The organism is Nonomuraea maheshkhaliensis (genome assembly GCF_039529435.1).
Lineage (GTDB): Bacteria > Actinomycetota > Actinomycetes > Streptosporangiales > Streptosporangiaceae > Nonomuraea > Nonomuraea maheshkhaliensis.
The window spans coordinates 1-20143 of record NZ_BAAAMU010000170.1; the positions used below are offsets into that span (position 1 = coordinate 1).

The following is a 20143-nucleotide window of genomic DNA, read 5'->3' on the forward strand; positions in this document are numbered from 1 at the left end:
ATCCTCGGGCGCTCAAGGAGGCTTCGGCGGCTACGGCCCGAGCGGCCCGCCGCCCCCCCGGGGGGGGCCCCCCCCCCCCCCCCCCGCCCCCGTCCACGTCGCGAACGCTCTCACGGATTGAGATGATCATCCGGTGTCGTCGACGAGATGGGTGGTCTTTTGAGGGGCGAAAAAGGGCAAACCGTAGAAATCGAGCGCCTTTACTTTGTAGATTTACGTCGTGCGACCGGGCGGCGGACGGAGCCGGTCCGGCCGCCGTCCCAGCGACTCATCAGGGAGACGGGTGTGGCCAGCCAGAGCAGAGGAAGGCCGGGCTGGTTGCACGTCGGCGCGCTCGAACACCGCCTGACCCGCGCCTGGTTCCCCGGCACCTTCCCCCCGGCCGCCGTGCTGCTGGCGATCATGACGTTCAGCGCGGTGCCGCGCCCGCTGGGCACCCGCCTGGCCACCCACCTCGACGGCGGGATCGTCGTCGGCCCCGGCGCGGTGCCGGATCTGCCCGGGTTCGAGGCGCTGCGCGGGGTGCCCCTGCCGGTCCAGCAGGGCGGCTGGGAGCGCAGCGCCGGCGTCTACGACCCGCACCGGCGCCGCATCGGCGTGGGCAGCACGCCCTCCCCCTCCGTCAGCGTGGCCGGCCACGAGCTCGGGCACGCCACCGACCACCTGGACGGCATGCCGTCGCGGGGCGACACCTGGGCCAGGCTGCACGCCGTACGCGCCCGCCACCTGCCGCCGCCGTACCGCGAGGACGCCGCCGAGCTCTTCGCCGAGGCGTTCGCCTGCGTGCTCACCCGCCGGGCCCGCCGGCTGATCGGCCTGTTCGGCGACGAGCACGCCGCCCAGCAGGCCTACACCTGGCTGGCCGGCCGGTACGGGATCGGCTGATGGCCCGCCACTCCCCCACGTTCACGGGCCCGCGCTATGCTGAGCGGGGAAAGGTGACGTGCGAGACGGAAGGGATTCCCCTCATGACCGCCCTCATGCTGACCGGCGGAGTTCTTCGCGTCATCGAGCCGATCACCCTGCCCGACGGCACCCGCGTCGACTGCACCCGAGACATCACGCCCGGCGCCCCCGACTACGGAGACTGGCTGCCGTTCGCCGTCCCTGAAGAGGTCGCCTGGCGCGGCGACCTCGACGACGCGGCCATCCTCGACCGCTGGCGGTCGGCGGCCAGCGCCTGAGAGGGACGCGCGCCATCAAGCCGGCGCCGCTCAAGCAGGCGGCCGCTCGCCCAGCATCTCCAGGTCACCGGCCCGGGGGCGCCGGATCGAGAACACGCCGGGACGAGCCGCGCGCACGTCGTGCCGCGCCCACAGCCGCCGGAACCGCTCGCTCTTGAGCGACAGCGCGCCGGCCGTGCCGCCCGGTCCGCCCAGGGCCGCTCGTGGACGTCGCCTTCACCGCGGCGGCTACGCTGGATCCTGACCTTGACGTCTGACGTGAGCGTCTGAGACGTCTGAGACGTGAGCGTCTGACGGAGATCCCCTCTGGAAGGGACGGGCGATGCGGATCGGCGAGCTGGCGTCGCGGGCCGGGGTGAGTGTCCGGTCGCTGCGTTACTACGAGGAGCAGGGCCTGCTCAGCAGCACGCGCAGCGCCAGCGGGCAGCGCCGCTACACCGCCGACGAGGTCGACCGGGTACGCCTCATCCAGCGGCTCTACGCGGCCGGGCTGTCCAGCCGGACGATCGCCGAGGTGCTGCCGTGCGTCGACTCGCCGAGCGAGAAGACCAGCGACGAGGCGTTCGAACGGCTGATGGAGGAGCGGGAGCGGATCGACCGGCACATGCGGGAGCTGGCCCAGGCTCGCCAGGCCCTCGACGTGATCATCGATGTCAACCGCGCGCATCGGAAGCTGCAGGCCCGCGTCTCTTCCCTGTGATCCGCGTGCCTCCGGTCTGACGCGCCCCGCCTATGCGCGCGGCTCGTCCAGGACGGCCTGCAGCAGCCGCCACGAGTCCATGATGTGGTCCTGGACCAGGATGCGGGCGGCCGGGCCGTTGCGCACGGCGAGCGCCTGGCGGATCGCCTCGTGCTGGCCCAGGTTGGTCTCGTAGAGCCGGTCGGCGGGCGAGCCGGGCGCCCACAGCGCCTCACCGGAGAAGACCCGTCGCAGGCCGGCGATCAGCCGCTCGAACAGGGGCGCGCCGGCGGCTCTGATGATCGTGGTGTGGAAGTCCTCGTTGGCGGCGATCCAGGCGAACGAGGCCCGTTCCCGCTCGATCGCCGGCGCCCCGGGGTCGCGCAAGACGGCGGTCTGGCGGCCGAACTCGGCGTTGGCCGCGTCCAGCTCGGCGAGTCGCGCGTCCGTCAGGCGTTGGGCGGCCAGCTCGGCGGCGGCGCCCTCCAGCGCGGCCCTGGCGAGGAACGTCTGCGTCCATTCGTCACGGTCGAGCGCCCGCACCCGTACGCCCCTGTTGGGCGTGAGCGACACCAGGCCCACCGCCGCGAGCTGCCGCAGCGCCTCCCTGATCGGGGTGCGGCTGACGCCGAAGCGGCGCGACAGCTCGTCCTGGCGCAGCACCGTGCCGGGCGCGAGGCGACCGGCGATGATCAGCTCCTCGATGGCCTGCGCGATCTGGTCGGCCTTCGTGGTGAGCGCCGCATCCCCGGCCCCGCCCGACGGCGCCGTCCGGGAGCCGGGGTGAGGCTCTGCGTGCTCCCCGCCGGCGTCCATCCGGGAGCCGGGATGACGCTCCGGGGGCTCCCCGCCGGCGTCCGTCCGTGTCCGGTCCGCCGTCACGCGCCGCTCTCCGTCCATGGCCGTGCCTCCGATCGGGGTCGGGCTGAGGTCACGATACTGAATTCTCGGATCCCATATTTCCCGCTTTACACGACGAATGTGGACGATCTAGGCTCAATCATGCCTTTTCGGATCCGATGAGGAGGGCCGGATGCGGACAGCCGAGGTCGTGATCATCGGTGGCGGCTGCGTCGGGACCAGCGTCGCCTACCATCTGGCCGCGTCCGGGTGCACGGACGTCGTCCTGCTGGAGGCGGACGCGCTGGGCTCGGGCTCGACCGGCAAGGCCGCGGGAGGGATCAGGCTGCAGCACGCCGACGAGCTCAACTCCCTGCTCGTGCGCCGCTCGCTGGCGGAGTTCCTGCGCTTCGAGGAGCTCACCGGCGTGCCGATCGGCTTCAAGCAGGTGGGCTACCTGTTCGTGCTCAGCTCGACCGCCGACCTCGACGCCTTCCGCCGGGCCGTACGCGTCCAGCAGGGCCTCGGCATCCCGAGCGAGATGGTGGACGTGGCGGCGGTGCGCGAGTTCGTCCCGCAACTGGCCACGGACGACCTCGTCGGCGCCACGTTCTGCCCGAGCGAGGGGTACGCGACGCCGGAGGCGGTGGTGCAGGGCTACGCGACGGCGGCGCGGCGGCTCGGCGTCCGCGTCGAGACCGGGCGCGCGGTCACCTCCATCCGCGCCGAGGACGGCAGGGTCACCGGCGTCGACACCGCCGACGGGCCGATCGCGGCCCTCACCGTCATCTGCGCCGCCGGGGTGCACTCGGCCGGCCTCGCGCGCGGCATCGGGATCGAGCTTCCGGTACGCGGTGAGGCCCGCGCGATGCACTACACCGGCCGCGACGGCGGCGTCCCCGGCTCGGCCCCGCTCACCGTGGACTTCGCGTCGGGGTTCTACTTCCACCGCGAGGGCCCGGGGATGGTCTTCGGCGGCCGGCAGCGCGAGCTCGAAGACCTCGGCGAGCCCGCCACCCGACGGCTGCCCGTGCTGGCCGGGCTGCCGATCGAGTCGTCGTGGTGGGGCTACTACGACATGAGCCCCGACCACAACGCGATGATCGGCTCAGGCCCGGTGGACGGCTTCCACTACGCGACCGGGTTCTCCGGCCACGGCTTCCAGCAGTCGCCGGCCGTCGGCGAGCACCTCGCGCAACGGGTGCTCGGCCTGCCCGTGAGCCTGGACCTGTCGCCGTTCTCCGCCGGGCGGTTCGGTGCGGGCGCCGTACGTCCCGAGAAGTTCGTGATCTGAGCAGCGGAAGAGGAGCGTCGATGATCGCCAGAGCCTGGAAGGCGTCCGCCACCCCTGAGGGCGCGCGCCGCTACGCCGAGCACTTCGACGGCGCCGTCCTGCCCGAGTTGCGCCGGCAGGGCGGCTGCCGCGCGGCCTACCTCCTCACGCGGGAGTCGGGAGAGCTGGTGGAGATCCAGGTGATCACGCACTGGGAGTCGCTGGAGACGATCCGCGCCTTCGCCGGCGACGATCTCGAACGCGCGGTCGTGGAGCCGGCGGCCCGCGCCGTGCTGACGGGCTTCGAGCGGACCGTCGCGCACTTCACCGTGACGGAGGGCCAGGTCGCATGAGTGGCGCAGCGGGGCGGCTCGCGGGCCGGGTGGCGATCGTCACCGGTGCCGCGCACGGGATCGGCCGCGCCATCGCCGGCGGGTTCGCCGCCGAGGGGGCCGCCGTCGTCATCGCGGACCTCGACGGCGCCGCCGCGGAGAAGGCCGCCGCCGAGGTCGCCGCCGCGGGCGGCACTGCCGTCGGGCTCGGCGCGGACGTCGGCCGTGCCGCGGACGTGGACCGGCTCTTCGACGCCACGCTCTCCGCCCACGGCAGCCTCGACATCCTGGTCAACAACGCCGGCGACGTGACCGTCCAGCGGCACTTCCTGGACTCCGACGAGGAGTGGTGGGACCACTTCCTGGACACCAACCTCAAGAGCCAGTACCTGTGCGGCCGGCGCGCCGCCGCCGTGATGGCGCCCCGGCGGGCGGGCAGCATCATCAACATGTCCAGCGGCGGGGCCACCCGGGCGCACCGGGGCATGGTCGCGTACGACGCCTCCAAGGGCGGCGTCGAGGGGCTCACCCGGTCGATGGCGCTCGACCTCGGCCCGTACGGGATCCGCGTCAACGCGCTCGTCCCCGGACTGATCGCGACCAGGCCGGCCCATTTCGAGCCGGAGGCGCGGCGGCTGCGTGACGAGACCGTGCCGCTCGGGCGCGGCGGGGTGGCGGAGGACCTGGTCGGGCCGGCCGTCTTCCTCGCCGGGGACGAGTCCGCGTACGTCACCGGCGCGACGCTCGTGGTGGACGGCGGAGTGCTCGTGCAGCAGCGCAGCCCTCAGGTGGAGACGTTCCCCGTCGGGCGTTTCCCCCGGCTGGCCTGAGCCTGGGGCGGCGCCGGCCGGCCGAGCAGCGGCAGCCAGACCTCGTCCACGATCTCGGTGATCGTCTCCTCCGGCACCGGGCGCATCGTCAGCAGCAGGTCGTGGCGTAGCAGGTCGAGCGGGAGGTTCAGCACCCGCGGCGAGCGCGGCACGTCCGGCAGCTCACCGCGTCCGACCGCGCGGGCGACGATCGTCTCGAACGCGCTCGGCAGGCCCGGCGGGACGAGGGTGTCGCGCAGCTCGCCGAGGCTCGTTCCCGTGTCGCGGAAGTACTCCTCCAGCTGCACGCTCATCAGCGTGATCATGCCCGCGCGGTCGGCGCCGGCGTTGCGCAGGAAGCCGATCGCGTCCTCGCGCAGGCTGCCGGTGTCGGGCACGTCGATCAGCCGCCAGAACTTGGTGAGCGTGGCCAGCAGCAGGTCCTGGCGCCGCGGCCAGCGCCGGTAGAGCACGGGGCGGCTGGTGCCAGCGCGGGCGGCGATGGCCTCGTAGGTGAAGCCGTGGTAGCCGTGCTCGGTCAGCACGTCCCATGCGGCGTCGAGGATCGCGTCCTCCAGCTTCGCACCGCGCCGCCGCGTCGCACCGCCGTCCCGCGACGAGCCTTCGGCCGGCGGACGGGTGCGGTTGAGATTCACTTGCGTATCTTATCGCGGTGATCTACGGTGGCCACCGTTAGATACAGTCGCGTACCTTAAGAGAAGGCGGGACATGCTGATGGCAGCCGACAGCTCGGCGAGCGTGAGCACCATGGCGATGCGGCGGATCCTGCCGGTGGACCTGGTGGAGCGGGGGCGCCGCCCGTTCGACCCGCCGCCGGGCCTGCGCGGGCGGGGCGCGGTGCGGCCGGTGGACCTGCTCAACGGCGCGCGGGCGTGGCTGGTGACGGGGTTCGACGAGGCCCGCACGGTGTTGTCGGACGCGCGGTTCAGCGCCGACAAGCTGCGTCACCACGACGCGACCTCGCCCAGGCCGCCCATGCCTGCCGGGACGGCGGCGCGCGAGGACGGGATGTTCGTGTTCATGGACCCGCCCGAGCACACCCGCCTGCGGCGGTCGCTGACGGGCCAGTTCACGGTGCGGCGGATGCGGCGGCTGGAGTCGCGGGTCCGGGAGATCGCGGTCGAGCACGTCGAGGCGATGCGGGCGGCGGGCCCCCGGGCCGACCTGGTGCCGGCGTACGCGTTGCCGCTGCCGTCGCTGGTCATCTGCGAGCTGCTGGGCGTGGACTACGCCGACCGCGCGGAGTTCCAGGAGCGCACGGCGGTGGCGCTCGACGCGAGCGCCACCCCGGAGGAGCAGGGCGCGGCGCGGGCCGGGCTGTACGCGTTCATGCGCCGCCTCGTCGCGCTCAAGCGCGCCGACCCCGCCGACGACCTGCTGTCCGGGCTCGTCCACGACGCCGACCCGCCCCTCACGGACAGGCAGCTGACCGACATCGCCCTCGGCCTGCTCAACGCGGGCCACGAGACCACCGCGAACATGCTGAGCCTGAGCACGTTCGCGCTGCTCGAGCACCCGGATCGGCTCGCGGAGCTGCGTGCCGAGCCCGGCCTGATCGACAACGCGGTGGAGGAGCTGCTGCGTTACCTGTCGATCATCCAGCTCGGCGTCAGCCGGGTCACCACCGAGCCGGTGACGCTGGGCGGGGTGGAGCTTCCGGCCGGCGCGACGGTCGTGATCGCCACGCCGGAGGCGAACCGGGACCCGCGGCAGTGGTCCGACCCCGACGTGCTCGACCCGCGCCGCCCGCGTGCCCCGCACCTGGCGTTCGGGCACGGGGTGCACCAGTGCCTGGGGCAGCAGCTTGCCAGGATCGAGCTGCGGATCGGGCTGGGCGAGCTGATCACCCGCCTGCCCGGCCTGCGGCTGGCGGTGCCGGCCGAGCAGGTGCCCGTACGCGACGAGATGCTGATCTTCGGTGTGCGCTCGCTGCCGGTCACCTGGTCATGACCGGCTCAGCCGGTGAGCTGATCGCCGGCTGCCGACCCACAGCGTGGGATGCGGGCGCTGGACCGGGCGCGGCGTGGTGGTCACGCCCTCCAACGGGCTGCCGAACGTGCCGCGCCAGGTGACGTTCTCCTCCCGCAGCAGCCGCAGCAGCAGGCGCAGGTACTCGTGCAGGCGCGGCCGCAGGTCGGAGGGGGCGATGCCGAAGGCGACGCCGGTCAGCTCGGGCGCGGAGACGATGTAGCGGGTGAAGTGGTGCTCGCCGTTGGCCACGCCGGTGAACCCGGTCTCCTCCACCACGACGGCCTGGTCGACCATGGCGCGGACGCGCCCAGGCTCGGAGGGCGCGTGCCGGTGCGTGGATCCGGCAGGCGATCCCCGAGGATCAGCAGGTAGACCCTCCACAAGGCGTGACTCCACCCACGGGCGGCCTCGGTGCGGCTTCGTCGGCACCGAGGTGGGCATCCGCACCGAGGTGAGCTTCCCCGGCGAGGCGAGCTTCTGCGCCGAGGGAGCCGCTGAGGTGAGATCGGCTCATGTTCGGTCTTGATGCGGCGTGCCGGGCGGTGGATGCTGGCGGCAACCCCGGTACCGCAGGCTGGGAGGTCGTCCCGTGCTCCTCCACCTCACCCGAAGGGCGGCCGCGGCCGTCCTGCTGCTGTCCAGCGCCCTGATCGCGCCACCCGCCGCACACGCAGCCACCCCGACGAATGCCCTCACGAGCGCTCCCGTGAGCGGCTTCGTGGACGGTCACAGTCACCTCTTCTCGTACGAGGCCTTCGGCGGCAGGCTCATGTGCGGCAAGCCGTTCGACCCCGGCGGCATCGAGGCGGCGCTGACCGACTGCCCCGACCACCATCCCAACGGCGAGCTGGCCTGGTTCGAGAACTTCACCCGCACCGGCTCCCCCACCGGCACCCACGACCCGGTCGGCTGGCCCACGTTCCGCGACTGGCCGGCGCACGACTCGCTGACCCACCAGCAGACCTACCACACCTGGGTCGAGCGGGCCTGGCGGGGCGGGCTGCGGGTGCTGGTCAACCATCTGGTGGCCAACCGGCAGCTGTGCGCCATCTATCCGCTGCGCAGGTACGGCTGCGACGAGATGGCCGCCATCAGGCGGCAGGCCCAGCGCGCCCGCGAGCTGCAGGACCACATCGACGCCGAGGCCGGCGGGCCCGGTCTGGGCTGGTTCCGCATCGTGGCCGATCCGGCCGAGGCCCGGCGGGTGATCGGGGCCGGCAAGCTCGCCGTCGTGCTCGGGGTCGAGACCTCGGAGCCGTTCGGCTGCCGGCAGGTCCTCGGCATCCCCGGGTGCACGCGGGCCCAGATCGACCGCGGGCTCGACGAGCTGCACGCGCTCGGCGTGCGCAGCATGTTCGTCTGCCACAAGTACGACAACGCGCTGTGCGGCGTCCGGTTCGACTCCGGCACCCAGGGCGCGGTCGTCAACGTCGGCAACCTGCTCGCCACCGGCTCGTTCTGGCAGGCCCGCACCTGCACGGGGCCCGAGCACGACAACACCATCGACCCGGCCGGCGTGCTCCCGTCGCAGATCGCGCGGCTGCTGCCCCCTGGCGTCTCCCTGCCGCTCTATCCCCCTGCGCCGCACTGCAACACCCGGGGGCTGACCGCGCTGGGCGAGTACGCGGTGCGGGGCATGATGCGGCGCGGCATGCTCGTCGAGGCCGACCACATGAGCGTCAAGGCCGCCGACCGCACGCTCGACCTGCTGGAGGCGGCGGGCTATCCGGGCGTGGTGTCCTCCCACAGCTGGTCGGACCCGGCGTTCCTGGCGCGCATCTACGCGCTCGGCGGCATGGTCACGCAGTACGGCCACGACGCCGAGCACTTCGTCGCGGAGTGGCGGCGCACGGCGCCGCTGCGGCAGCAGTACCAGGTGCCGGGGTACGGCTACGGCCTGGACGCCAACGGCCTGGGCCGGCTGCCCGCGCCGCGTCCTGGCAACGCCGCGAACCTGGTGACGTACCCGTTCACCTCCCATGACGGCTCCCAGGTCCTGGACCGGTTGCGGACCGGGCAGCGCACCTGGGACGTCAACGTGGACGGCGTGGCCAACTACGGCCTGGTCCCGGACTGGATCGAGGACATGCGCCTGCTGGCCGGCCCCGACCTGGTGCGGGACCTGGCGGCGGGCGCCGAGTCGTACCTGCGCACGTGGGAGGGGGCCGCCCGTGGCGCAGGTCTTGCTTGAGTGAGCCATTGCTCATACGAGCAAACACGCCGCCGCGCGAGCCCGGCCGGACCTTCACGGAGGCCGGGCGCCGGGCGCAGATCGTGGCCGCCGCGATCGAGACGATCGCCGAGCCGGGATACACGCGTACCTCGTTCGCCCAGATCGCCAAGCGCGCGGGCCTGTCCAGCACGGGCCTGATCTCGTACCGCTTCGCGAGCAAGGCCGAGCTGTTCGAGCAGGCCGTGTTCGGTCGAGAGGCCGAACTTCCTGCTCGCCGGCGACGCGACGCTCGATCTGCGGGCCTACGCCCGGGAGCTGGTGACCTTGTTCGAGCGGGCCACCCGCGCGGACACCTGACCGGGCGGTCAATCCCTACGGCAGGAGAGACGTTCTCATGCTCACGGTGCACCAGCTGGTGTACTCCGCCCTCGCCCTGCTCATGGCCGGCACGGCCACACTCGCGCAAACCACGGGCCCACCCAGCTCCACCCCTGCGCCCAGCTCTTCGGCGTCCGCCACGAAGCCCGGCGGCACCCGCGACGAGATGCGTTCCTTCATCGGCGGCGCGATCATGGCCGACCAGAAGTTCACCCCCCGAGCTCTACCCTGAGCTACTGCGCAAGGCGTTCGGCGAGGAGGCAGAAGCGGTGGCGGCCCGTTATCCACTCTCCGCGCACGCCTCGCCCGCGCTGGCGTGGGCGAGGCGTGACCACAGACGGGGCCTGGGCCTGCCCCACACCGGCGGGCGACCGGCTGCTCGCCCGCCGCGCCGACGTCTGCTCGGCGCGCGCAAGGTCGGCTACTGGACCGCGTTCGCCAGGACCGGCGACCCCGACGTGAAGGGGGCGCCGCTCTGGTCCCGCTTCACCGGGCAGGGGCCCGTGCCGGGCCTGGTGCCGGACGCCGTCAGGCCCGTCGGTTACGCCGCCGGCCACCACTGCGCCTTCTGGAGATCGATCGCCTGACCTCGCGCGGCCGTCGCCCTCCCCTGGCCCGAGCTCGGCGGCGGCCGCCGGTAGGATTCCTTGGTCATGATCGAGAAAGGCGTCGCGGTGGAGCCGGGCGGGTGCCGGGTGAGCGGCTCCGGCGGCCGATCGACGGCAGGAGCGGCGTGCCACGAAGAATCTCCCTGATCGCCACCGCCCTCATGCTGACGGCGACGCTGCTGACCGCCCCGGCGGCGTATGTGGCGCGGGCGTTCGTGACCGGTCCCGACGTCACGGACGCCGTCGGCGGGCGCGGCATCACCTGGCGGCCGTGCGAGGAAGAGCCGGACGTCGAGTGCGGCACGCTGGCCGTGCCGATCGACTGGTCCAGGCCGAACGGGCCGACCGTCAGGCTGGCGCTCGCCCGGCGCAGGGCCGGCGATCCCGCCGCCCGGATCGGAGCCCTGCTGGCCAATCCGGGCGGGCCGGGCAACTCCGGCGTGGACGACGTCCTGCGCAACCCCTCCGGCTTCAGCGAGGAGGTCAGGCGGCGGTTCGACATCGTCGGCCACGACCCCAGGGGCGTCGCCCGCAGCGGCTCGGTGACCTGCCCGGCCTCGGTCTACAACGAGATGCCCGACCCGGTCGTGACGAGCGAGGCCGCCTTCCGCGCGTGGGTCGCGTACGGCAAGAGGCTGCACGCCGGCTGCCGCGAGCTCACCGGACCCCTGTACGACCACCTCGACGCGGCCGACGTGGCGCGCGACATGGACGCCGTCCGCTCGGCGCTCGGCGAGGAGCGGCTGACCTCCTACGGCGTCTCCTACGGCACGCTCGCCCAGCAGTTGTACGCCGAGCTGTTCCCCGGCCGGGTCAGGGCCATGGTGCTGGACGGCAACATGGATCACAGCCTGACCGTCGAGGAGTTCCAGGTGAGCGAGGCGGCCGCGGTCCAGGACAGCTTCGAGGAGTTCGTCGCCTGGTGCGAGCGGGGCGCCGGCTGCGTCCTGCGCGGGCGGGACGTACGGGCGCTGTGGCGGGGGCTGCTGGAGCGGGCCGGGCGCGGCGAGCTGATCTGGCCCGGCCTGTTCGGCCGCGCGGTGAGCGCCCACGACCTGCTCTGGCTGGGCGTGGTGCTCAACGAGGCGCCCTCCTGGCGGCGGCTGGCCACGGTGCTGCGCGCCCTGGCCGGCGGGCCGGTGCCGGGCGACATGCCGGACCCTCCCGGCAACGGGCCCGCGTACGGCGAGTTCGCCGAGCTCCCGACCGCGATCCTCTGCGAGGACTTCGACCTGTCGCTGCGGGACTACGCCGAGTACGCCGGCGTGATGCGCGCCGCGAACGCGGTGGCTCCCGACATGCGCTACAACCCGATGCCGATGGGCGACATGCCGATCTGCCAGGGCCGCCGGCCCGGCAACCCGCGGCATCCGCTGCGGTACACGGGTGACGCGCCGCTGCTGGTCGCCACCTCCCTGCACGACCCCGAGACCCCTTACGGGTGGTCGGCGAACGTGGCCCGCCAGCTCGGCGGCAGGGCCACGCTGCTCACGTACGAGGGCTGGGGCCACGGCGTCTACGGCATGACGACCTGCACCACGGCCGTCATGGACGCGTACCTGATCTCGCTGACCGTGCCCGCGCCGGACGCCCGCTGCCCGGCGGTAGAGCCCCAGGGCTAGGCCGTGCGGGCTAGCAGCCCCCTGAGGCGCGGTCGATGAAGTGCCGCCAGGACGGCTCGGGCAGGCGGTCGCCGGTCGGCCGCAGGCTCGACAGCAGCAGGGCCAGGTAGCGGCGCGGGTCGCGCTGGTCGGGATCGCCCGGGTGGGCGGTGGCCAGCGCCATGATGACGATCGCCGCCAGGTCCCGTACCGACAGGTCGTCCCGCACCTGGCCCGCCTCCTGGGCGCGGGCCAGCACGGCGCTGAGCGGCCCCATGAACCGCTCCACGATGTCGACGGGGAACACGCCCGACTGCTTGACCGCCTTCAGCAGCCCCTGGTGGGCGACCAGGGTGTCGACCGTCCCCGCCAGCGCCCCGGCCAGCGCGGCCCCGGCGTCGGGGGCGTCGCCGGCGGTCAGGGCCAGCGGCTCGACCTCCTCGGCGAAGTACGTCTGGAAGGCCGCCCTGATCACGCCGTCGCGGTCGCCGAAGCGCCGGTAGACGGTGGCGCTGCCGATGCCCGCCCGCCGGGCGATCTCGTCGAGGGATGCCTCCGGGCCGCGTTCGCGGAAGATCTCGATCGCGGCCCGGACGATCCTGTCGGCGTTGCGTACCGCGTCGGCCCGCTGCCGCTGTTCTCGCACATTCACCAGGCGACTTCGAAGGAGGTCAGACCGTAGACGACGTTGAACGAGCGGAACTCGGGCGAGGTGCCGGTCTCGCGCAGGTCGGGGAAGCGCTCGAACAGCGCCGGGAAGGCGATGCGCATCTCCATCCTGGCCAGCGGCGCGCCCAGGCAGTGGTGCACGCCGTGGCCGAAGGCGACGTGGCCGAGGTCGCCGCGGGTGATGTCGAGGCGGTCGGGCTCGGAGATGTACGCCGGGTCGCGGTTGGCCGCGGGCAGCGCGCACATCACCAGCTCGCCGGCCGGGATGCGGACGCCGGACAGCTCGACGTCGGTCATGGTGACCTTGCCCGTGCCGGAGTGCACGATGCTGAGCCAGCGCAGCAGTTCCTCGACCGTGGCGCCGATCCGCTCGGGGTCCTTCCTGAGCAGGTCGAGCTGGTCGGGGTGACGCAGCAGGGCCAGGGTGCCGAGCCCGAGCATGTTGGAGGTGGTCTCGTGGCCGGCCAGCAGCAACAGGGCGGCGATGCCGACCAGTTCGTCGGTGGACAGGTCGTCGCCGTGCTCGCGTACGAGCATGCCGAGCATGTCGTCGCCCGGCTCGGCCGTGGCGCGGGCGACGAGCTCGGTCATGTAGGCGCGCTGCTCCAGGTTGGCCGCCGTCCGCTCCTCGACCGGGAGCGAGATGTCCAGCACCTTGCCGGTACGCCGCTGGAACCCGTCGCGGTCCGCGTACGGGACGCCGAGCAGCTCGCAGATGACCAGCGAGGGGATCGGCAGGGCGAAGGCGGAGACCAGGTCGGCCGGGGAGCCCGCGCGCTCCATCGCGTCGAGGTGCTCCTTGACGATCTCGTGGATGCGCGGCTCCAGGCGGCGCATCCGGCGCATGGTGAACTCCGGCGTCAGGAAGCGGCGCAGCCGGGTGTGCTCGGGCGGGTCGAAGGCCAGCAGGTTGCCCGCCCGCAGCCGGCGGAGCTGCTCCTCGCTGTATTGCGCGGCGGAGCCCAGCCGGAACGCCATGTTCTGGGCGTTGCTGAAGCGCGCGGCGTCACCGAGCACCTCGCGGACGTCGGCGTAGCGGCTGACGAGCCAGGCGTCGACGCCGAACGGGGTGGGCACGCGCCGCACGCCCTCCTCGTCACGCACCGCCGACAGCTCGGGGTCGGGATCGAACACGTCGCGCCGCATGTGCAGGGGCAACGTCAGAGGTTCGCTCATGTCATCTCCCGTGCGGAACCGGCCCCGGACGGACTTCGTCGACCGCCTCCCGAAAGACCGCGTCCCCTCAAAACGAGAGTAACCCATCGTTTCGCCGGCCGCGCGATCTTCTCGCGCGGCAGCGTCGGTCGGTCGGTCGGTCGGTCGGTTTGTCGGGTGTTGTCAGCGGCCGAGGGTGCCCAGCCAGCCTTCGATCGCCTCCGTCATGGACGGGGCCATCTCCTCCAGCATGGTGAAGTGGTCGCCCTTGACCTCCTTGGCGCACTGGGCGGCCGGCCACGACGACCGCCACCGTTCGGGAGCGGGCTGTGACAGCGGCGTGTCGGGGGTGATGAACAGGATCGGCGCCGCCACCTCCTCCAGCGTCGTCTCCCTGAAGAGCCGGTAGTAGCGGCCCATGGCGGACAGCCGGGCGTCCGAGAACGGGCCGAACTTCTCCTCCCGGTCGAACATGCCCCGCATCATGTCCTCGCCCAGATCGTCGATGAGGGCGTCGTCCGGCAGGAAGGTGTCCAGCAGCACGAGCCCCGTCGGCGGGAGGCCGCGCCGCTCCAGCAGGGTGGCCACCTTGTGCGCGAAGTTGCCGCCGGCGCAGTAGCCGAGCAGCGCGTACGGGCCGCCGGGCGGGACGTTCGCGGCCACGATCTCGGCCCACAGGGAGACGGCGGCCTCGACGTCGGCCGGCAGCGCTTCGTTCTCGGCGTAGCCGTGCACCGGCAGCGCGTACAGGTCCCTGATGCCGCGGAAGGCGGCGCCGAGCCGGGCGAACTGGGCCGCGCCGCCGAGCGCCATGGGGGTGCTCATGCAGAACAGCGGCATCTCTGCGGGGCCCTCGGCCAGCTTGAGCGCGGCCGGGAGCACGGGCAGCTCGGCGGGCGAGCCGAACGAGTCGCGCAGCCCTGCGGCGGCTTCGAGCAGCACCAGGCTCTCGTGGACGCGATGATCGCGCATCGCCCGGCGCAGCAGCGTGCTGAGCCCGCCCTGCTCCCCCGTCCGCCCGAGCCGGCCGGACAGGTGGGCGGCCAGCGCGGACGGGCTGGGGTGGTCGAAGACGACGGCGGTCGGCAGGCGCACGCCGATGGCCTTGCTCAGGGCGTTGCGCAGCTCCACGGAGGTGAGCGAGTCGAAGCCGGCCTCCAGGAAGTTCTGGCCGGCGTCGAGCGCCTCGGGGTCGGCGTGGCCGAGGATCCTGGCCGCGTGGGTCCTGACGAGGTCGCGCAGCTTGGGCAGGCGCTCCTCCTCGGGCAGCGCGGCGAGCCCGGAGTCACCGTCCCCGCCGTCGTCGCCGCCGGCCTCCGCGGCGAGGATCTCCCGCACCTCGGGCAGCGCGCGCAGCAGCGGGCGGGGCCTGGCCAGCGTGTACGCGGGCGCGAACATGGCCCAGTCGATGTCGGCCACCACCAGGTGCGTCTCGTCGTGGCCCAGGGCGCTTTCGAGCACGGACGCGGCCCGGCCCGGATCCATGGCGCGCAGGCCGAGGCGGCGCAGCCACTCGCCGATCTCGCCGTCCGCCATCCCGCCGCCGTCCCAGGCGCCCCAGGCGATCGACAGCGCGTGGCCGCCTTTGGCGCGGTGGGCGTCGGCGAGCGCGTCCAGCACGGCGTTGGCGGACGCGTACGCCGCCTGCCCGGCCTGGCCCCAGACGGCCGCGCCCGAGGAGAACAGCACGAACCTTTCGAGCGCGTCACCCGGGAACAGGGCGTCGAGGTTGGCCGCGCCCGCCACCTTGGCATCGGCCACGGCGGCGAGCTCACGCGGGGTGAGGTCGGCGAGCGCGGCACTGTCGTGCACGACTCCGGCGGCGTGGAACACCGCGGTGGGCGCGAGGCCGTCGAGAGCGGCGGCCAGGGCGGGGCGGTCGGCCACGTCGCAGGCCGCGATCGTGACACGGGCACCCAGCCCGACCAGCTCGGCCTCCAGCTCAGCGGCCCCGGGAGCGTCCGGGCCTCGGCGGCCCATGAGCACGATGTGCCCGGCACCACCTTCGGCCAGACGGCGCGCCACATGAGCCCCGACCCCACCGGTGCCACCGGTGACGACGACGGTGCCGTGGGGCCGCCAGACATCCCCGGCCGAACCTGCGTCGTAGGGGCGCCGGGAATCGTCCGTCGTAGGGCCGGCGTCGTGGGAGCGAGCCGCGTCGCCCGCGTGAGCTGTGATGCCGGCTCGGATCAGGCGCCTGCCATACGCCTTGCCGTCCCTGAGCGCGAGCTGGTCCTCGTCACCGGTCAGGGCGGTGACCAGGGCGGCGAGGTCGGCAGCGGTGGGATCGGCGGGCAGGTCGATCAGGCCGCCCCAGGTGGCGGGGTGATCGAGGGCCAGCACGGTGCCGAGTCCCCAGACGGCGGCCTCGTACGGCGCCGTCACCTCATCGGGGCGTTCGGTGGCGACGGCACCACCGGTGACGGCCCAGAGCGGGGCGGTGACGCCGGCGTCCGCGAGCGCTTGGGCGACGGCGAGCGTGGCGACGGTGCCACGGGCGAGCACGGGATGTGCGGGGTCGGGCCGGTCGTCCATGGCGACCAGCGAGAGCACCCCGTCAAAGACACCGTCGCGCACCGCGTCCGTGACGGTTACGGTGGCGCCGCGTTCCCGCATGATCGCGGCCAGCCTTTCGCCGAGGCCGGATGCCTCGCCGGAGGGGGTGATGACGAGCCAGTGCCCGGTGAGCGGGGTGGGCGGCCCGTCCTGGAGCAGGCGCCAGGACGTGCGGTAACGCCACGACCCGAGCACGTCCGCCTCACGACGGCGACGCCGCCAGTCGGTCAGGGCGGGCAGCACCTTGCCGATGATCTCCGGCTCCAGCGCCACCCCGGGATCGCCACGCTCGGCGGCGGCCCAGAACTCCGCATCGCCCGGCCCCTCGGCCGCCGCCTGCGGTTTGGCGGGGGTGAGCCAGTAGCGGGTGTGCTGGAAGGCATACGTCGGCAGATCCACCAGCCGACCCACAGTCCGCTCAGCGGCAGGACCGGTGGCGGTGACCGAGGCGGACTGGCTGGTCGCGCCGGTGGTCGGGCCGCTGGTCGGGCCGCTGGCGGGGCGGGTGGTGGACCCGCCGCCCGGGTCGGCGGTGGACCCGTTGGCGGAGCCGGCGGTGGCATCAAGGGCTGAGGCGGTGGGTGGGAGGGTGAGGGGGACGCCGGTGGTGTGGAGGGTGGCGGCGGAGGTGAGGGCTCGGGTGGGGCCGCCTTCGTCTCTGCGGAGGGTGCCGGTGACCACGGCGGTGTCCTGGCCCAGTTCGTGCAGGGTCTCCTGGATGCTGCCGGTGAGCACGGGATGGGGGCTGGACTCGACGAAGACGCCGTAGCCCTGGCCGGCCAGTGTCGTGACGGCTTCGTGGAAGCGGACGGTGTGGCGCAGGTTTTCGTACCAGTAGGCGGCGTCCAGGCCGGTGCCGTCGCACCACTCTCCCGTGACGGTCGAGAGCATCGGCAACGTGGTGGCGCGGGGGCGGATGGGGGCGAGTTCGCGCAGCAGCCGGTCGCGCAGCTCCTCCACCTGGGCCGAGTGGGAGGCGTAGTCGACGGGCACGTGCCTGGCCCTGACGCCCTCGGCGGTGAGATCGGCGACGAGCTGGTCCAGCGCCTCGGGCGGGCCGGAGACCACGGCTGAGCGGGCGCCGTTCACGACGGCGAGCGAGAGGCCGCCGAGTCTGGGCGCCAGTTCCTGCGCGGGCAGGGCGACCGAGACCATGCCGCCGCGGCCGGCGAGCACGTCGCGGATCGCCTTGCTGCGCAGGGCCGCCACGCGGGCGCCGTCCTCCAGGGACAGGGCGCCGGCGACGACCGCGGCGGCGATCTCCCCCTGCGAGTGGCCGACGACCGCGTCGGGGTGCACTCCGTACGAGCGCCACAGGCCGGCCAGCGCCACCATGACCGCCCACAGCGCGGGCTGCACGATGTCGACCCGGCGCAGCGCCTCCTCGTCGCCCAGCACGTCCTCGACCTTGCCCCACTCCACGTACGGCTCCAGCGCCCGCGAGCAGGCCTTGAACCGCTCGGCGAAGGCCGGTGACCGGTCGAGCAGTTCGGCGGCCATGCCGGTCCATTGGGATCCCTGGCCGGGGAAGACGAGCGCGATCTTGCCGCGGGCGTCGGCGGTGCCGCGCACGCCCGCCTCCCCGCCCTCGGCTAGCGTCCGCAGCCCGGCGAGGAGGTCGGTGGGGAGGTCGGTGGGGAGGTCGGTGGGGAGGCCACCCGGGGAACCGGTCGGGAGGCTGGTCGGGGAGCCGGTCCCGGGGCCGGCCGGAAGGTCGGTGGTGGGGCTGGGCGGTTCCGGGCCGATGAGGACGGCGCGGTGGCGGTACGGGGTTCTGGTCGCCAGGGTGTGGGCGACGTCGGCCGGAGAGAGCTCCGGGTGCCGATCGAGATGGTCGGCCAGCCGCCCGGCCTGGTCGCGCAGCGCCTGCTCGGTCTTGGCCGACAACATCCACACGACGGGACCCGCCATGAACTCCTCGGCGTGCCCGGCTGCCAGCCCCCGGAGGCGCCCGTCGGAGCGCCGGACCGCGGCCTCCCCGGCGGGCCCGGCTTCGGGCACGGTCTGGGAGGCGGGGTCGGGGTGTTCGAGGATGAGGTGGGCGTTGGTGCCGCTGACACCGAAGGAGGAGACGCCCGCCCGGCGTGGCCGGTCCAGGTCGGGCCAGGGCCGGGCCTCGGTGAGCAGGCGTACGTGCCCCGCCGACCAGTCCACGTGCGACGACGGCGCGCTGACGTGCAGCGTGGGCGGCAGCACCCCCGCGCGCAGCGCGAGGACGGTCTTGATGATCCCGGCGATGCCCGCCGCCGCCTGGGTGTGGCCGATGTTGGACTTGATCGAGCCCAGCCAGAGCGGCCGGTCCTCGGGCCGGTCCTGCCCGTACGTGGCCAGCACCGCGTGCGCCTCGATCGGGTCGCCCAGGGTCGTGCCGGTCCCGTGCGCCTCGACCAGGTCCACGTCGGCGGTGCCGAGCCCGGCGTTGGTCAGGGCGCGGCGGATGACCCGCTGCTGGGACACGCCGCTGGGCGCCGACAGGCCGTTGCTGGCGCCGTCCTGGTTCACCGCCGTGCCGCTGACCAGCGCCAGCACGGGGTGGCCGTGCCGGCGGGCGTCGGAGAGGCGTTCCAGCAGCACCAAACCGGCGCCCTCACCCCAGCCGGTGCCGTCGGCGTCGTCGGAGAACGCCCGGCACAGGCCGTCGGCCGACAGCCCGCGCTGGCGGCTGAACTCGACGAACACGTCCGGTGTGGACATCACGGTCACGCCGCCGGCCAGCGCCATCGTGCTCTCGCCGCGGCGCAGCGACTCGCAGGCCAGGTGGACGGCCACGAGTGAGGAGGAGCAGGCGGTGTCGATGGTGATGGCCGGGCCCTTGAGCCCGAACACGTACGAGATCCGGCCGGAGATGACCGACGTGGCGTTGCCGGTGAGCAGGTGGCCCTCGGCCTCGGCGCCGGCCGCGGTGCCGTATCCGCTGTCGAAGGCGCCGACGAACACGCCGACCTGACCGCCCTTGAGCGCGGCCACGTCGAGCCCGGCGCGTTCGAACGCCTCGTGCGCCACTTCCAGGAGCATGCGCTGCTGCGGGTCGGCGGCCAGCGCCTCGCGCGGCGAGATGCCGAAGAAGCCGGCGTCGAAGTCGCCCGCGCCGTGCACGAAGCCGCCTTCCCTGGTGTAGCTGGTGCCGGGGGCGCGGCCGTCCGGGTCGTACAGGGCGTCGAGGTCCCAGCCGCGGTCCTCGGGGAAGGCGCCGATGGCGTGCCTGCCCTCCGCGACGAGCCGCCACAACCCTTCCGGGTCCTGTACGCCGCCGGGGAAGCGGCAGCTCATCGCCACGATCGCGATGGGCTCGCGGCTTTCCTGCTCGATCTCGCGCAGCCGCTGCCTGGCGCCCTGGAGGTCGGCGGTGACCCGCCTGAGGTAGTCGAGGAGCCGCTGTTCATCCGCCACGTCGTCTCACCTTCCGAGAGGTTCAGAGCCCTTTGTCGATCAGCGCGAGCAACTCGTCGGCGCTGGCGGTCTCGATGCCGGCGCCGGTTCCCGCGGCGGCGGGCCGTTCTCCGCGCCAGCGCGTGAGCAGGCCGTCGAGCCGGTCCGTGACGATGGACCTGGTCTCCGCGTCGGCGTCGAGCCCGGCCAGCAGGACGGCGACTCGGTCCAGCTCGCGCAGCACCTGCTCGCCCTTGGGCGCGGCGGGCGCCAGCTCGCCCAGCAGGTGTTCGGCCAGGGCGGCGGGGGTCGCGTGGTCGAAGACGAGTGTGGAGGGCAGCTGCCTGCCGGTGGCCGCGCTGAGCCCGTTGCGCAGTTCGACGGCGGTGAGCGAGTCGACGCCGAGGTGCTCGAACGTCTGGTCCGCCGCCACCTCCTCGGCCGAGCCGTGCCCGAGCACCACCGCGACCTGGCCGAGCACCAGGTCGTGGACGAGCGTGCGGCGTTCCTCCTCGCCCAGCG

Annotated in this window: 19 protein-coding genes and 1 pseudogene; 12 read left to right on the top strand and 8 right to left on the bottom strand. The window is 73.6% G+C overall.

Annotated features, from left to right (window positions below; genetic code table 11):
* Nucleotides 1-285 precede the first annotated feature (285 nt).
* Nucleotides 286-885 (top strand): hypothetical protein, encoded by a 600-nt coding sequence (locus ABFX54_RS51465; protein ID WP_346114555.1) that lies wholly within the window; start codon nucleotides 286-288, stop codon nucleotides 883-885.
* 83 nt (nucleotides 886-968) lie between these two features.
* Nucleotides 969-1184: a hypothetical protein gene (locus tag ABFX54_RS51470; protein ID WP_346114556.1), complete on the top strand. Its 216-nt coding sequence runs from the start codon at nucleotides 969-971 to the stop codon at nucleotides 1182-1184.
* A 30-nt stretch (nucleotides 1185-1214) separates the two neighbouring features.
* Here the strand turns inward: ABFX54_RS51470 and ABFX54_RS57325 are convergent, their stop codons facing one another.
* Nucleotides 1215-1379 carry an MmyB family transcriptional regulator gene (locus ABFX54_RS57325; RefSeq protein ID WP_428834662.1) on the bottom strand — a complete coding sequence of 55 codons (165 nt, stop codon included), beginning with the start codon at nucleotides 1377-1379 and terminating at the stop codon, nucleotides 1215-1217.
* A 127-nt stretch (nucleotides 1380-1506) separates the two neighbouring features.
* Between ABFX54_RS57325 and ABFX54_RS51475 the strand changes: the two genes are divergently transcribed.
* Nucleotides 1507-1884 (top strand): MerR family transcriptional regulator, encoded by a 378-nt coding sequence (locus ABFX54_RS51475; protein ID WP_346114557.1) that lies wholly within the window; start codon nucleotides 1507-1509, stop codon nucleotides 1882-1884.
* A 30-nt stretch (nucleotides 1885-1914) separates the two neighbouring features.
* Here ABFX54_RS51475 and ABFX54_RS51480 read toward each other — a convergent pair whose 3' ends face one another.
* The gene (locus ABFX54_RS51480) at nucleotides 1915-2763 is read right to left on the bottom strand and encodes a GntR family transcriptional regulator (RefSeq protein ID WP_346114558.1); all 849 of its coding nucleotides are present in this window, start codon (nucleotides 2761-2763) and stop codon (nucleotides 1915-1917) included.
* Between the two features lie 133 nt (nucleotides 2764-2896).
* On the opposite strand from ABFX54_RS51480, the gene ABFX54_RS51485 reads away from it, so the two are divergent.
* From ABFX54_RS51485 to ABFX54_RS51495, 3 genes are read left to right on the top strand one after another with little or no spacing between them, the layout of a single operon-like run.
* Nucleotides 2897-3997: an NAD(P)/FAD-dependent oxidoreductase gene (locus ABFX54_RS51485; protein WP_346114559.1), complete on the top strand. Its 1101-nt coding sequence runs from the start codon at nucleotides 2897-2899 to the stop codon at nucleotides 3995-3997.
* A 20-nt stretch (nucleotides 3998-4017) separates the two neighbouring features.
* The gene (locus tag ABFX54_RS51490; RefSeq protein ID WP_346114560.1) at nucleotides 4018-4329 is read left to right on the top strand and encodes an antibiotic biosynthesis monooxygenase family protein; all 312 of its coding nucleotides are present in this window, start codon (nucleotides 4018-4020) and stop codon (nucleotides 4327-4329) included.
* The gene (locus ABFX54_RS51495) at nucleotides 4326-5138 is read left to right on the top strand and encodes an SDR family NAD(P)-dependent oxidoreductase (RefSeq protein WP_346114561.1); all 813 of its coding nucleotides are present in this window, start codon (nucleotides 4326-4328) and stop codon (nucleotides 5136-5138) included. The genes ABFX54_RS51490 and ABFX54_RS51495 overlap by 4 nt, the downstream gene beginning before the upstream one ends.
* On the opposite strand, the gene ABFX54_RS51500 is transcribed toward ABFX54_RS51495, so the two are convergent.
* A complete protein-coding gene (locus ABFX54_RS51500) occupies nucleotides 5093-5773 on the bottom strand; it encodes a TetR/AcrR family transcriptional regulator (protein WP_346114562.1) in 681 nt (226 codons plus the stop codon). The two genes, ABFX54_RS51495 and ABFX54_RS51500, sit on opposite strands and share 46 nt — an antisense overlap.
* A gap of 73 nt (nucleotides 5774-5846) precedes the next feature.
* Between ABFX54_RS51500 and ABFX54_RS51505 the strand changes: the two genes are divergently transcribed.
* The gene (locus ABFX54_RS51505) at nucleotides 5847-7088 is read left to right on the top strand and encodes a cytochrome P450 (protein ID WP_346114563.1); all 1242 of its coding nucleotides are present in this window, start codon (nucleotides 5847-5849) and stop codon (nucleotides 7086-7088) included.
* Here ABFX54_RS51505 and ABFX54_RS51510 read toward each other — a convergent pair.
* Nucleotides 7083-7403 carry an LLM class flavin-dependent oxidoreductase gene (locus ABFX54_RS51510; RefSeq protein WP_346114564.1) on the bottom strand — a complete coding sequence of 107 codons (321 nt, stop codon included), beginning with the start codon at nucleotides 7401-7403 and terminating at the stop codon, nucleotides 7083-7085. The two genes, ABFX54_RS51505 and ABFX54_RS51510, sit on opposite strands and share 6 nt — an antisense overlap.
* A 295-nt stretch (nucleotides 7404-7698) precedes the next feature.
* Between ABFX54_RS51510 and ABFX54_RS51515 the strand changes: the two genes are divergently transcribed.
* From ABFX54_RS51515 to ABFX54_RS51535, 5 genes and pseudogenes are all read left to right on the top strand, one after another.
* The gene (locus ABFX54_RS51515; protein ID WP_346114566.1) at nucleotides 7699-9300 is read left to right on the top strand and encodes a Coagulation factor 5/8 type domain-containing protein; all 1602 of its coding nucleotides are present in this window, start codon (nucleotides 7699-7701) and stop codon (nucleotides 9298-9300) included.
* An 83-nt stretch (nucleotides 9301-9383) separates the two neighbouring features.
* Nucleotides 9384-9461: pseudogene (locus tag ABFX54_RS57330) on the top strand (TetR family transcriptional regulator); the annotation flags it as partial.
* A 215-nt stretch (nucleotides 9462-9676) separates the two neighbouring features.
* Entirely contained in the window at nucleotides 9677-9892 is a 216-nt protein-coding gene (locus ABFX54_RS51525; protein ID WP_346114572.1) for a hypothetical protein, read from the top strand.
* 37 nt (nucleotides 9893-9929) lie between these two features.
* Nucleotides 9930-10247: a hypothetical protein gene (locus tag ABFX54_RS51530; protein WP_346114573.1), complete on the top strand. Its 318-nt coding sequence runs from the start codon at nucleotides 9930-9932 to the stop codon at nucleotides 10245-10247.
* 146 nt (nucleotides 10248-10393) lie between these two features.
* Entirely contained in the window at nucleotides 10394-11890 is a 1497-nt protein-coding gene (locus ABFX54_RS51535; RefSeq protein WP_346114567.1) for an alpha/beta fold hydrolase, read from the top strand.
* Nucleotides 11891-11900: 10 nt separating this feature from the next.
* Here the strand turns inward: ABFX54_RS51535 and ABFX54_RS51540 are convergent, their stop codons facing one another.
* The 4 genes from ABFX54_RS51540 to ABFX54_RS51555 all read right to left on the bottom strand — a co-directional run.
* Nucleotides 11901-12515 carry a TetR/AcrR family transcriptional regulator gene (locus ABFX54_RS51540; RefSeq protein WP_346114568.1) on the bottom strand — a complete coding sequence of 205 codons (615 nt, stop codon included), beginning with the start codon at nucleotides 12513-12515 and terminating at the stop codon, nucleotides 11901-11903.
* A gap of 2 nt (nucleotides 12516-12517) precedes the next feature.
* Nucleotides 12518-13714: a cytochrome P450 gene (locus tag ABFX54_RS51545; protein WP_346114569.1), complete on the bottom strand. Its 1197-nt coding sequence runs from the start codon at nucleotides 13712-13714 to the stop codon at nucleotides 12518-12520.
* Between the two features lie 162 nt (nucleotides 13715-13876).
* Nucleotides 13877-19642, bottom strand: coding sequence for an SDR family NAD(P)-dependent oxidoreductase (locus tag ABFX54_RS51550; protein ID WP_346114570.1), 5766 nt, complete (start codon nucleotides 19640-19642; stop codon nucleotides 13877-13879).
* Between the two features lie 22 nt (nucleotides 19643-19664).
* Nucleotides 19665-20143, bottom strand: a 479-nt coding sequence (locus tag ABFX54_RS51555; RefSeq protein WP_346114571.1) for an acyl carrier protein, incomplete at its 5' end; no start/stop codon positions are given.